12 protein-coding genes are annotated in these 11,730 nt (G+C 68.2%); 8 read left to right on the top strand and 4 right to left on the bottom strand.

Annotation, left to right across the window (positions count from 1 at the left end; translation table 11 throughout):
- Positions 1–189 precede the first annotated feature (189 nt).
- The 3 genes from AC1VXD_RS10070 to AC1VXD_RS10060 are packed head-to-tail and all read left to right on the top strand — an operon-like array spanning position 190 to position 1,744.
- Positions 190–816, top strand: coding sequence for a superoxide dismutase (locus AC1VXD_RS10070; RefSeq protein WP_482991943.1), 627 nt, complete (start codon positions 190–192; stop codon positions 814–816).
- Positions 816–1,394 (top strand): flavin reductase family protein, encoded by a 579-nt coding sequence (locus AC1VXD_RS10065; protein ID WP_482991942.1) that lies wholly within the window; start codon positions 816–818, stop codon positions 1,392–1,394. Before AC1VXD_RS10070 ends, AC1VXD_RS10065 begins: the two co-directional genes overlap by 1 nt.
- Complete coding sequence (locus AC1VXD_RS10060; RefSeq protein WP_482991941.1) at positions 1,391–1,744, top strand: tetratricopeptide repeat protein; 354 nt, start codon at positions 1,391–1,393, stop codon at positions 1,742–1,744. The genes AC1VXD_RS10065 and AC1VXD_RS10060 overlap by 4 nt, the downstream gene beginning before the upstream one ends.
- Positions 1,745–1,749: 5 nt before the next feature.
- On the opposite strand, the gene AC1VXD_RS10055 is transcribed toward AC1VXD_RS10060, so the two are convergent.
- Positions 1,750–2,898, bottom strand: a complete 1,149-nt coding sequence (locus AC1VXD_RS10055; protein WP_482991940.1) for a fatty acid desaturase family protein — start codon at positions 2,896–2,898, stop codon at positions 1,750–1,752.
- A 12-nt stretch (positions 2,899–2,910) separates the two neighbouring features.
- Positions 2,911–3,981, bottom strand: a complete 1,071-nt coding sequence (locus AC1VXD_RS10050; protein WP_482991939.1) for a ferredoxin reductase — start codon at positions 3,979–3,981, stop codon at positions 2,911–2,913.
- Positions 3,982–4,073: 92 nt separating this feature from the next.
- Between AC1VXD_RS10050 and fabR the strand changes: the two genes are divergently transcribed.
- On the top strand, positions 4,074–4,733 hold the full coding sequence (fabR, locus tag AC1VXD_RS10045; RefSeq protein ID WP_482991938.1) for an HTH-type transcriptional repressor FabR: 660 nt from the start codon (positions 4,074–4,076) through the stop codon (positions 4,731–4,733).
- A gap of 274 nt (positions 4,734–5,007) precedes the next feature.
- On the opposite strand, the gene AC1VXD_RS10040 is transcribed toward fabR, so the two are convergent.
- On the bottom strand, positions 5,008–5,922 hold the full coding sequence (locus AC1VXD_RS10040) for a LysR substrate-binding domain-containing protein (RefSeq protein ID WP_482991937.1): 915 nt from the start codon (positions 5,920–5,922) through the stop codon (positions 5,008–5,010).
- Between the two features lie 141 nt (positions 5,923–6,063).
- On the opposite strand from AC1VXD_RS10040, the gene AC1VXD_RS10035 reads away from it, so the two are divergent.
- Both AC1VXD_RS10035 and AC1VXD_RS10030 read left to right on the top strand, forming a co-directional pair.
- A complete protein-coding gene (locus AC1VXD_RS10035) occupies positions 6,064–6,765 on the top strand; it encodes a pirin family protein (protein ID WP_482991936.1) in 702 nt (233 codons plus the stop codon).
- Positions 6,766–6,938: 173 nt separating this feature from the next.
- Positions 6,939–8,078, top strand: coding sequence for an MFS transporter (locus tag AC1VXD_RS10030; RefSeq protein WP_482991935.1), 1,140 nt, complete (start codon positions 6,939–6,941; stop codon positions 8,076–8,078).
- A gap of 70 nt (positions 8,079–8,148) precedes the next feature.
- On the opposite strand, the gene AC1VXD_RS10025 is transcribed toward AC1VXD_RS10030, so the two are convergent.
- Positions 8,149–9,267: an alpha/beta fold hydrolase gene (locus AC1VXD_RS10025; RefSeq protein ID WP_482991934.1), complete on the bottom strand. Its 1,119-nt coding sequence runs from the start codon at positions 9,265–9,267 to the stop codon at positions 8,149–8,151.
- 183 nt (positions 9,268–9,450) lie between these two features.
- Here AC1VXD_RS10025 and AC1VXD_RS10020 point away from each other — a divergent pair, with 183 nt between their 5' ends.
- On the top strand, positions 9,451–10,797 hold the full coding sequence (locus AC1VXD_RS10020) for a c-type cytochrome (protein WP_482991946.1): 1,347 nt from the start codon (positions 9,451–9,453) through the stop codon (positions 10,795–10,797).
- On the top strand, positions 10,794–11,717 hold the full coding sequence (locus tag AC1VXD_RS10015; RefSeq protein ID WP_482991933.1) for a c-type cytochrome: 924 nt from the start codon (positions 10,794–10,796) through the stop codon (positions 11,715–11,717). Before AC1VXD_RS10020 ends, AC1VXD_RS10015 begins: the two co-directional genes overlap by 4 nt.
- Positions 11,718–11,730: the final 13 nt, after the last annotated feature.

The raw sequence follows: 11,730 nt of genomic DNA, 5'->3' as shown, positions 1-11,730 counted from the left end.
CCCCCCCCGCCCCCCCCCCCCGCCGCCGCCCCCCTCCCCCCGCCCGCCCCCCCCCCCCCCCCCCCCCCCCCGCCCCCCCCCCCCCCCCCCCCCCGCCACTACCCAACCCCTTGACCTCAACCAAAGTTGAGGTGCGATAACAGTCTTCCGGAGGCCAACCCGCTGGCCTTCCCCACGGAGACTGTTGCAATGCCCTACTCGCTTCCCTCCCTCCCCTACGCCTACGACGCCCTGGAACCGCACTTCGATGCGCGCACCATGGAGATCCACCACGGCAAGCACCACCAGTCCTACATCAACAACCTCAACGCCGCACTGGAACAGGCCGGCATTGCCGACACCCCCGTGGAAACCCTGATCGCCGACCTCGACGCGCTGCCCGAGTCCGTGCGCGGCGCGGTGCGCAACAATGGCGGTGGCCACGCCAACCACAGCCTGCTCTGGACGGTGCTCAGCGCCACTGGCAGCACGCCGGATGCCGAACTCACCGCAGCCATCGACCGCGATCTCGGCGGTTTCGCAGCCTTCAAGGACGCCTTCAGCAAGGCCGCGCAGACCCGTTTCGGCAGTGGCTGGGCGTGGCTGACCAGCGATCGCGACGGAGGCCTGCAGGTCGAAAGCAGCGCCAACCAGGACAGCCCACTGATGGGCGCGGCAGTCGGCCTGTCCGGCAATACGCCCATCCTCGCCCTGGATGTCTGGGAACACGCCTACTACCTGCACTACCAGAACCGTCGCCCCGACTACATCGGCGCGTTCTTCAACATCATCGACTGGGCCGAGGTCGGCCGTCGCTACCGCCAGGCGCGCGCCTGATGGACGCCGGCGGCAGTGCCTGTGCCGGGCCGTGGGCGGGGATCTTCCCTGCCCCGGCGCCGGCGCCCTCGGTGGACCTGCCGCCGCGCGCCCTGCGCCGGCTGCTCGGCCACTACCCGACCGGCGTCGCCATCGTCACCGCACGCGACGCGCGGGGACACCCTCACGGGCTGACCATCAACTCGTTCGTGCCGGTCTCGCTGCAGCCGCCGCTGGTGCTGTGGAACCTGGCCCTGCATGCGAAGAGCCTGCGCGTGTTCCAGCATGCGACCCGCTTCACTGTCAGCGTGCTGGGTGCCGGGCAGCAAGCCCTGGCACGACGCTTCGCCGATCCGAGCGTGAGTGATCGCTTCGACGGCGTACAGTTGCTGGAAGGCGAGGAAGACACACCGCCGCGTATCGCCGGTGCGGTCACACACCTCACCTGCAGCCGCCACGCGCAGTGGCCGGTGGGCGACCACCTGCTGCTGGCCGGCCGCATCATCGAGGTGCAGGAAACCGGTGGCGCGCCCTTGATGTTCCATCGCGGCCGCTTCCTGCCCGGGCCGCCTGAACTGCTGCATGAGGTACAGCCATGAACATCGAAGCACTGGAAGCCATGCTCGCCAGCGGCAAGGACAGCGCGCTGCTGCGCTTCGGCCTGGGCAAGAGCTGGCTGGACGCCGGCCAGCCCGTGCACGCCGCCACCCATCTGGCACGCTGCGTGGCGCTGGATCCTGAGTATTCGGCGGCGTGGAAGCTGCTCGGCAAGGCGTGGCTGGCCGGTGGCCAGCCGCAGGCGGCGCGAGCGGCGTGGCAGCGCGGGCTGAGCGTGGCCGGCAGCAAGGGCGACCAGCAGGCGCGCAGGGAAATGCAGGTATTCCTGCGCCGGCTGGACCCCGCCCCGCAGGACGGCGATCCGCCGGCGGTGCTGGCCAAAGCCAGCTGAAGCCCTCAGCCCGCGTTGGCGGGCGCCGGTGCCGGCAGGATGTCCGGCATCGGCAGGCGGCGCGGCTTGCTCGGGAAGGCATGGCGCAGGATGCGCCAGACCACCTGCGCGAACTGGCGCGGCAACGAGCCATTGTTGTAGTGCTGGCCGTAGCGGCGGCAGATCTCCTTCACTTCCTTGGCGATGGCCGCATAGCGGTTGGCCGGCAGGTCCGGGTAGAAGTGGTGCTCGATCTGGTGGCTGAGGTTGCCCGACAGCACGTTGATGATGAAGCCGCCGCTGATGTTGGACGAACCGCGCAGCTGGCGCAGGTACCAGTGGCCGCGCGATTCATTGCGCAGGCATTCCTTCGGGAAGGTTTCCGATTCGGCGGTGAAGTGGCCGCAGAAGATGATCACGTAGGTCCAGACGTTGCGCATGCCGTTGGCAACCAGGTTGCCCAGCATCACCGGCAGGAAGAACGGACCGGCCAGCAGCGGGAAGAACACGTAGTCCTTCAGCACCTGGCGGACCATCTTGCGTGCCACCGGGCGGGTCTGCAGCCACATCGCACGGCTGCTGATGCGCCCCTTGAACCAGCGGCCCAGGCGAAGGTCCTGCGCGGCCACGCCCCACTGGAACAGCAGCGCGAAGATCGGCGCGATGATCGGCTGCATCAGGTAGAACGGCGACCAGCGCTGTTCCGGGAAGATGCGCAGCAGGCCGTAGCCGATGTCATCATCCATGCCACGCACGTTGGTGTAGGTGTGGTGGCGGAAATTGTGGGTCTTGCGCCAGTTGTCGGCGGTGGCAACGATGTCCCACTCATAGGTGTTGCCGCTGAGCTTGGGATCGCCGGTCCAGTCGTACTGGCCGTGCATCACGTTGTGGCCCAGCTCCATGTTTTCCAGGATCTTGGCCAGCGCCAGCAGCAGGGTGCCGGCGATGCAGGCCGGCCACAGCAGCGCTGCCCAGAACAGCGGCGAGAGCGCGCCGAGGAACAGCAGGCCACGACCGAGCACGCTCGACCAGCGCACGGCGGCGGCCACGCGGCGGATGTAGCGGGTGTCGGAGGCGCCGAGGCTGCCCAGGATACGGTCACGGATCGCGTCGAGCTCGGCACCGAAGGCGTTCATCTCGGCGGGGCTCAGGGCACGGTCGGAAGCGCGGGTCATGGCAGCAGGTCCTCAGAGATCCAAAGTCAGGTCGGTGGTCGGTGCGCTCACGCAGATCCGCACCGGCTGCGCCGTTTCGGACTGCATTTCACCGGTGCGCAGATGGCGGGTGGTGCCACTGACGCGGTCGCAGGTGCAGCTGTTGCAGATACCCATGCGGCAGCCGTGCTTGGGCTTGATGCCCTGGGCTTCAAGGCTTTCCAGCAGCGAACGGCCGCGCGCGACCTTCAGCTGGCGGCCGCTGCGGGCCAGAGTCAGGGCGATTTCACCGGCGCTGTCGGCATCGCTGAGCGGTGCCGGCGGAGTGAACGCCTCGGCCTGGAAGCCGGCGACCTGGTGCACCAGGCGCTGTCGCGCGGTGGCGACGAAGCCATCCGGGCCGCAGGCCAGTACGTGGCGCTGCGCCAGCGGGGTATCGTCGCCAGCCACGGCCAGCGAATGGGTATCGATGCGCGCGGCCATCACCTCGCCCTCGCGGGTGGTCAGCAGGTGCACGCGCAGGTTCGGGGTGGCCGCAGCCAGCGCCTGCAGTTCATCGCGGAACTGGAAGGCGGCGGCGTTGCGTTCCCAGTAGAACAGGTCCACCGGCGCCGCCAGCGGGCGCTGGCAGGCCTCGCGCAGCAGGCTGCGCATCGGCGTGATGCCGCTGCCAGCGGCCAGCAGCAGCACCGGTGCAGCGGCCGGCATGTGGAAATCACCAAAGGCCGCATCCAGCCTGAACAGATCGCCCGGCCTCGCATGGTGGACCAGGTGCTGGCTGATGGTGCCGCCCTCAACCGCCTTGACGGTAATGGCCAGCTCGCGGGGGCCCAGCGCGGTCGGGCTGTAGCTGCGGCGCAATACGCGCCCTTCAAGCTCAACACCCAGGGTGATGTGCTGGCCGGCGCGCATGCCGGCCCAGTGCCGGTTGCAGCGCAGGACCAGCGTGGCGGCGCCCTCGCCGGCCGGCTCGCGCCGGACCAGGCGGGCCAGGGGCTCGCGCAGGGTCCACAACGGATTCAGCTGGCCCGCCCAGAAATCGAACAACGTCGGCGACAGCCAGCGGTACGGGGAAAACAGGGACGGACGGATCACAGCGCTCATGGGCGCACTATACGGCCGCACACACACCTGTGTATACATGTGTATATTGCTCCGGATTGGGTATGATTCAGCCTTGCCCCTCCGGAAGTGCCATGGCCGCCGCCACAGTTCTGTCGCCGCCCGAAGAAGCCAACAGCCCGGCCCGCCGTACGGTGAGCCGCGAGGACCTGTTGGCCGCCGCGCTGAAACTGATCGGCCCGCACCGCAGCCTGTCCACGCTGAGCCTGCGCGAAGTCGCGCGCGAAGCAGGCATTGCCCCGAACAGTTTCTACCGGCAGTTCCGCGACATGGACGAACTGGCCGTGGCGCTGATCGACGTCGCCGGCCGCTCGCTGCGCACGATCATCGGCGAGGCCCGGCAGCGCGCCACCTCCAGCGCTACCAGCGTGGTGCGCGTGTCGGTGGAAACCTTCATGGAGCAGCTGCGCGCAGACGACAAACTGCTGCACGTGCTGCTGCGCGAAGGCGCGGTGGGCTCGGATGACTTCAAGCACGCAGTCGAACGCGAACTGCACTACTTTGAAGAAGAACTGCAGCACGATCTGGTGCGCCTGGCCGCACTGGACGGCGCCAAGCTCTACAAGCCGGAACTGGTGGCCACCGCCATCACCCGCCTGGTGTTCGCCATGGGCGCCACCGCGATGGACCAGCCGCCGGAGAAAGACCCGGAGCTGGTCGAACAGATCTCCACGATGATCCGCATGATCATCGTCGGCGCCCGCACCCCTGCAGCGTTCCGCCGCGGCAGGTAAACGTGTCGACCAAGGTCGACACCCACCAGAGCAAGACGCCGTTCCGACAGCGCGCGGGAAACTGTCGAAGGCGGGGTGGGGCCGGTTGAGGGGGCGTGAGCCGCATGGATGCGGCGACCGAGCTTATAGGGACGTACTTGCAGCGCCCCCCCCTCAACCGCCCCCCCCCCCCGCCAACCCACGGATACCCAGCTTTTGACGTTGCCGTTGCATTGAGCAGATGCAGGGCTGCAAGCCCTGCAGAACAACGCCCTCATCCACGCATGGCGTGGATCTACCCCATCGCCTGCCACCACTGCGCCAGCAGCTCCGGCCTGCGCAACCGTTCGCGCCACCAGCGCAATGCCGCACCATCCTCACCCGTGCGCCATGCGAGCCAGAACGTCTCCTCCGGCTTCGGCTCTTCCACCTCGCGGATCACCAGCTGGCCACGCGCCACCGCAGCGCGCGCGCACGGCTCGGGCAGGAAACCGAATCCAACACCCTCGCACTGCAGCTTCAGCTTGCTGGCCATGTCCGGCACCGTCAGCATTTCCTGGCCCATCAGCAGGCCCACCGTGCGTGGCAGCAGGCGGCGCGCGGAATCGGACACCGCGATGGCGCAGTGCTCGGCCAGCTGCTCGCGGCCCAGTGCGCCCGACACCTGCGCCAGCGGATGATCCGATGCCACCGCGAACACGAAATCGACGCTGCCCAGCGGCTCCACCACATAACCGCCACCACTGGGCCCCTCGCCCGCTGCAGCCACCAGCAGGTCGGCGCGACGGTCCAGCAGCGCCTCCCACGTACCCGACAGCGCTTCGCCGAACAGGCGCAGGCGCGTCGGCGCTTCAATGCCACGGAATGCGGCAATGTCCGGGCCCAACAGCCAGGTCGGGAACATCGAATCCACCGCCAGGCTCAGCTCGGCCTCCCAGCCGGAGGCCACCCGGCGCACCCGCAGCTCCAGCTCGCGGGCGGCGCGCAGCAGGTGGCGGCCCTCGTCCAGCAGGGCGCGACCGGCCTCGGTCAACTCGGCGCGGGGGCCGACCCGGTCGAACAGCTGCACGCCCAGGTCCTCTTCCAGCTTGGCCACGGTGTAGGAGATGGTCGAGGGCACCTTGTGCAGGGCCTTGCCGGCGGCGGCAAACGAGCCGCGGCGGTCGATGGCATCCAGAATCTGCAGAGCATCGAGGCTGAGCTTGAGCATTCGAAATTTTCGATGATGGCTGTCAAAACTATCCGTTTTTCAAACCCAGGGTGCAAGCGGATACTTCTCTCCAACGGGGGGAAACACAGCGGCCACCGGCCCGCCCCCCCCATCGAAACCATCGAACAAGGAGAAATCATCATGCTGCAGATCCGCAAGAGCGCTACCCGTGGCCTGGCCGAGCATGGCTGGCTGTCTTCCCGCCACACCTTCTCCTTCGCCAACTACTACGATCCGCGTTACGTCAGCTTCGGCCCGCTGCGCGTCATCAACGAAGACCAGGTCATCGGCGGCCAGGGCTTCGGCACCCACAGCCACAGCAACATGGAAATCATTTCCTACGTGCTGGGCGGTGCGCTGGAGCACAAGGACTCGATGGGCACCGGTTCGGTGCTGCGCTACGGCGACGTGCAGGTGATGAGCGCCGGCAGCGGCGTCAGCCACAGCGAGTTCAACCACTCGGCCACCGATCCAGTGCACTTCCTGCAGATCTGGGTCTTCCCGGACAGCGAGAACATCGAACCCTCCTACCGCGAGACCCACTTCGCGCCGGAGACCAAGCACGGCCAACTGCGCCTGATCGCCTCGCCGGACGGTGCCGACGGTTCGCTGCGCATCCAGCAGGATGCCCGCATCTACGCCACCATCCTTGATGGCAGCCAGAAGCTGCACCACGCACTGGGCAACGGCCGTGGCGCCTACGTGCAGGTCGCCCGTGGCCAGCTGCAGGTCAATGGCATCACCCTCGATGCCGGCGATGCACTGCAGGTCAGCGACGAAGCACAGCTGACTCTGGAGAACGGCAACGATGCGGAAGTGCTGGTGTTCGACCTGCCGCTGTAAGCGCTGCGCCGTAGCATGCAGCGAGGCCCGCGATGCCCACCGGTATCGCGGGCCTCTGCATGTGTGGTGGACGACGCTGCATTCGTATTCGCCACGGGATGACACGATTGGCACTTGCCCAAGCCAACTGCAAACGTTTTCATGACAGGGATTCTCCGGAGCCTTCCCTGCGCATGACGCCTTCATCCCCGCGTGCCCAGCAGCACGCCACCCGTGCCGCCTTCCTCATTCCCGGCTTTGCCACCGCTGCCTGGGCGCCAATGGTGCCCTATGCCAAGGCCAAGGCCGGGCTGTCCGATGCCAGCCTGGGCGCCGTGCTGCTGTGCCTGGGCCTCGGCTCGCTGCTGGCCATGCCGCTGGCCGGCGCATTGAGCGGACGCCTGGGTTGCCGTCGCCTGATGGTCATCACCACCACGCTGATCCTGCTGGCGCTGCCGTTGCTGTCGCTCGCGCCCTCACCGCTGGCACTGGGCGCGGCGCTGTTCCTGTTCGGTGCAGGCGTGGGCGCGATGGACTGCACGATGAACATGCAGGCCGTCGCAGTCGAACGCGATGCCGGCCGCGCGATGATGTCCGGCTTCCACGCGTTCTACAGCATCGGCGGCTTCGTCGGTGCCGGCTGCATGACCGGTCTGCTGTTGCTGGGCACGCCGCTGTGGATGGCGGCACTGCTGTCGGTCGGCGCGTTGCTCGTGGTCGCGCTGCTGTCGGCACCGCACTGGCGCGCGCAGCGCATCGCCCATGACGGCCCGATGCTGGCCATTCCGCATGGCGTGGTGCTGTTCATCAGCGTGCTGGCCTTCATTGTGTTCCTGGCCGAAGGGTCGATGCTCGACTGGAGCGCGGTGTTCCTGGCCGACGTGCGGCAGGTGCCGCGTGATCAGGCCGGTGCTGGCTTTGCGGTGTTCACCCTTGCGATGACCGCGATGCGCCTGTTCGGCGATGGCATCGTCGAGCGCCTTGGCCGCACGCGCACCATCGTCATTGGTGGCATCACCGCCGCCACCGGCTTCGCCCTGGCCACGCTGGTGCCCTCCTTCGCGGTGGCACTGGTCGGCTACGTGATGGTCGGCCTGGGCTGCGCCAACATCGTGCCGGCGCTGTTCTCGATGGCCGGCCAGCAGCGCGCGATGCCGGAGAGCATCGCCATCACCGCAGTGACCACGCTGGGGTACGCCGGCATCCTCGCCGGCCCGGCGGCCATCGGCGGGCTGGCCCATTTCACCACCCTGGGCATCGCGTTCCTGTGCGTGGCCGCGCTGCTGCTCGGCGTCGCCGCCTCGGCCCGCGCCCTCGCCCGCCGCCTTCCCTGAACCCAAAGAAGGGACGGAGGGGATTAAGTCGTTTGTGCCACAAGCGACCCAATCCCCTCCGTCCCCTCTTTCAGGCGCGCACCAGCCACTCGGCCTGGGCGGGCAGCTGCGGTGCCGGGCAGGTCGCACGCGGGTGGTGTGCGTCCTGCGCCATCCAGTCATCGACCACGCCGGCCAGCAGGTCCAGGCGCAGCGGCAGGGTGATGTGGTCTTCGCCGCGCATCTCGATGTAGTGCGCGCGCGGGTTGGCCCGGGCCAGTTCACGGCCCTGGCTGACCGGAATGTGCTGGTCGCCCTGCCCGTGCAGCAGCAGCACGCAGGCGCGGGTATCGGCCAGCGCGCGGGCCACGTCCACCTGGTCCAGGTCGACGTCGATGCGGCGGCTGGCTGCGGCGATCACCTGGTTGATGTCCTGGCCGCCATAACGCCAGCGAGCATAGGACGCCACTGCCTGCGCCTTCAACCCCTCCGGCTGCAAGGCCATCAGATGCGGGATCATCGTGCGGATCGCCACGCCGGCATTGGCGAACGACTCCATCGCCACCACGCCGGCCACCTGGTCGCCCAGCCTGTCGGCGGTGAACACCGCGGTGGCCGCGCCGTAGGAGACGCCGAACAGGTAAAGCGGGCCGGTCACTTCGCCACGCGCGCGCAGTTCGCCGATCACATCGACCACGTCATCCGATTCATAGGTGCCGTAGCCGGATGGCCCGTGCCCGGACTGGCCGTGGTTGCGCAGATCAAGGGTGACCACGCGGTACCCCGATTCGGCCAGCTGCAGCGACCACGGCAGCATCGAATCACCATTCATCATCCAACCGTGCAGCAGCACCACGGTGCCGCGCGGCGCCTGCGCACGTAACGGCTTCGGCACGGTGATGCTCAGCCCGGTGTCCAGCGGCTGGCCGTTCTCGTGGCGCTGCGGCAGGTAGTGGTAGCGGGCGCCGTAGTCGCCCGCATCGAACGCACGCCAGAAGATCGGCACGCCATCGCGTCCCGGCAGGAAGCCATGGCGGTTGGGCAGCTGGGCGATGGCCGCGGCGATGCGCGGCTTGTCCAGCAACGTGGAAACGCCACCGGGCGCGATCAGCTGGTCGCTGAGCGAGGTGGACGAGGCGGTGATCGAGGATGAGCATGCAGCCAGCCACAGGCCGGCGCACGCCAGCAACAGCAGCAGCGGGCGCTTCATGGGCAATCGGGGAAAAGGTACGACAGCGTCGCAGGTTAGCGGGCACGACCGGGCGCATCTATCGCAGCTCGATGACGGGTTGATGACAATCCGGGATCGATTCAGCTTCGCGCGATGTCGCATATGGACAAAGCCTTGATCCGGATCAATGAACACGCCTGCGCGTTTGCCGACAGTGCGCCCATGCGTACCTCGTTCAAGCTCCTCCTTGTCCTCGCCGCCGCGACCGGTGCGGCCTGGGGCATTGCCCGCAGCACGCCGTACTGGTTCGCGCCGCGCCAGCACGCCGTGGTCGACATCCACGATCCCGCGTTGATCGCACGCGGCCAGTACCTGTCGCGCGTGGCCGACTGCGCCGCCTGCCACACGGCCCCCGGCGGCAAAGCCTTTGCCGGCGGGCTGGGCATGCAGACGCCGATGGGCACGATCTATTCCACCAACATCACCCCGGACCCGGATACCGGCATCGGCCGCTACGACTATGCCGATTTCGAGCGCGCGGTCCGCCGCGGCATCCGCCACGATGGCCTGCCGCTTTACCCGGCCATGCCCTATGCCTCCTACGTGATCGCCAGCGATGACGAGGTCCAGGCGCTGTACGCCTACTTCATGGGCGCGGTGCAGCCGGTGCGCCAGCACAACGCCGACAGCACGATCCTCTGGCCAGCCAACGTGCGCTGGCCGCTGGCGTGGTGGCAACTGCTGTTTGCCCGCCCCCGCAGTTTCGTTGCCGATCCTTCGCTGGATCCCGGCCAGCAGCGCGGTGCCGAACTGGTGGAGGGCCTGGCGCACTGTGGCGCCTGCCATACCCCGCGCGGCCTGGCCTTCGAGGAAACCGCCATGGCCGATGACCAGAGCCGCCGCTTCCTCTCCGGTTCGGTACTGGAAGGCTGGTATGCGAAGAACCTGCGCAACGAAGCCACCGGCCTGGCCAGCTGGAGCCAGGACGAGATCGTCGAGTTCCTGCGTACCGGCCGCACCGGTCGGTCCGCCGCGTTCGGCGGCATGGCCGACGTGGTGGAACACAGCACCCAGTACCTGACCGACGCCGACCTGCTGGCCATGGCCCGTTACCTGAAGCAGTTGCCGCCGCGCGCCGGCCGCAGCACGCAGTGGATTGCCAGCCCCGACACGACCACCACCGCGCTGCGCGACGGCGACTACCGCGTGGATGGCTCGCTGGCCTATGCCGAGCACTGCCAGGCCTGCCACCGCGCCGATGGCCGTGGCATGCCGCGCATCTACCCTGCCCTGGCCGGCAACTCCATCGTCTTCGCCGATGACCCGAGTTCGCTGGTGCAGGTCACCTTGGCCGGTGGCCGCACGCCGCACACACCGCACGACCGGATGGCCTTCTCGATGCCCGGCTTCGAGCATCTGCCCAACGCCCAGCTCGCGCAGATCCTGACCTTCATCCGCAGCAGCTGGGGCAACCAGGCCAGCGCGGTGAGCGAAGCCGACATCGCGCGCATGCGCAGGGTGGTGCGCGACAAACCCGTGCATGTGGTTCCGCAGGAGGTGGCGCCATGAGGCGCTCACGCAAGCGCAGAAACGCGGCCAGTGTCATTGTCATCGGCGTACTGGTGGTGGCCGCCGCCGCCGCACTGCTGTACGCGTACCGCCATCCGTCGCTGGATGCCACTCCCGCCACGTTGGACATCCTCGACGCACAGGGCGCTCGAGTCGGCGCGTACCACATGCCCAGCGCCGAAGAGATCGCCAGCCTCGGCAATGGCGATGCGGTGATGTACGGCCGCCGCCTGCTCAACGAGACCGCACGCCTGCTGCCGGACAACGTGGGCAATGACCTGAACTGCAACTCCTGCCACATGGCCGAGGGCAAGCGGCCTTTCGGCAACCACTACCTCAACACCGGCGGTGGCAGCTACCCGCGCTACATGACCCGTCCTGGCAAGGAGATCGGCCTGGTCGAACGCATCAACGGCTGCCTGCAGCGTTCGATGAACGGCAAGCCGCTGGCCCGCGACGCACCGCCGATGCGCGCGATGCTGGAATACATGGCCTGGCTGAGCCGCCCCGTACCCGACGGCGCGCGGTTGGCGGCGCCAAGCGAAGGGCCAATCGACTCCTCGCTGGTGCCCGACCGCGCGCGCGGCCAGGCCCTGTATGCAGCGCAGTGCGCCGCCTGCCACGGCGACAATGGCGAGGGCCGCCGCGATGGCAGCGGCGATATCGCTTTCCCGCCGCTGTGGGGCGAGCGAAGCTTCAACATCGGCGCCGGCATGGCACGGCTGTACAAGGCGGCCAGCTTCGTCAAGCACAACATGCCGCCGGCAGCGGGCCGCGAACCTCCGCTGGGCCAGCAGGTGATGCCCGACCAGGATGCGGTGGACATCGCCGACTACTTCATCCACCAGCCGCGGCCGGATTTCGCTGGAAAAGGCAAGGACTGGCCGCGCGACCCCAAGCCCAGGGATGCGCGCTACTGAGCAGATGGCCGAA

Source organism: Stenotrophomonas sp. STEN054 (assembly GCF_056854535.1).
Note: the sequence above shows the minus strand (reverse complement) of the source record. Positions and strands in the feature narration are given on the sequence as shown.

Excerpts from the sequence above, each read along its gene's own strand:
- AC1VXD_RS10055 (WP_482991940.1), bottom strand. The coding sequence starts at position 2,898 with ATGACCCGCGCTTCCGACCGTGCCCTGAGCCCCGCCGAGATGAACGCC.
- AC1VXD_RS10025 (WP_482991934.1), bottom strand. The coding sequence starts at position 9,267 with ATGAAGCGCCCGCTGCTGCTGTTGCTGGCGTGCGCCGGCCTGTGGCTG.
- AC1VXD_RS10060 (WP_482991941.1), top strand. The coding sequence starts at position 1,391 with ATGAACATCGAAGCACTGGAAGCCATGCTCGCCAGCGGCAAGGACAGC.
- AC1VXD_RS10030 (WP_482991935.1), top strand. The coding sequence starts at position 6,939 with ATGACGCCTTCATCCCCGCGTGCCCAGCAGCACGCCACCCGTGCCGCC.
- AC1VXD_RS10020 (WP_482991946.1), top strand. The coding sequence starts at position 9,451 with ATGCGTACCTCGTTCAAGCTCCTCCTTGTCCTCGCCGCCGCGACCGGT.
- AC1VXD_RS10050 (WP_482991939.1), bottom strand. The coding sequence starts at position 3,981 with ATGAGCGCTGTGATCCGTCCGTCCCTGTTTTCCCCGTACCGCTGGCTG.
- AC1VXD_RS10065 (WP_482991942.1), top strand. The coding sequence starts at position 816 with ATGGACGCCGGCGGCAGTGCCTGTGCCGGGCCGTGGGCGGGGATCTTC.
- AC1VXD_RS10015 (WP_482991933.1), top strand. The coding sequence starts at position 10,794 with ATGAGGCGCTCACGCAAGCGCAGAAACGCGGCCAGTGTCATTGTCATC.
- AC1VXD_RS10070 (WP_482991943.1), top strand. The coding sequence starts at position 190 with ATGCCCTACTCGCTTCCCTCCCTCCCCTACGCCTACGACGCCCTGGAA.
- fabR (WP_482991938.1), top strand. The coding sequence starts at position 4,074 with ATGGCCGCCGCCACAGTTCTGTCGCCGCCCGAAGAAGCCAACAGCCCG.
- AC1VXD_RS10035 (WP_482991936.1), top strand. The coding sequence starts at position 6,064 with ATGCTGCAGATCCGCAAGAGCGCTACCCGTGGCCTGGCCGAGCATGGC.
- AC1VXD_RS10040 (WP_482991937.1), bottom strand. The coding sequence starts at position 5,922 with ATGCTCAAGCTCAGCCTCGATGCTCTGCAGATTCTGGATGCCATCGAC.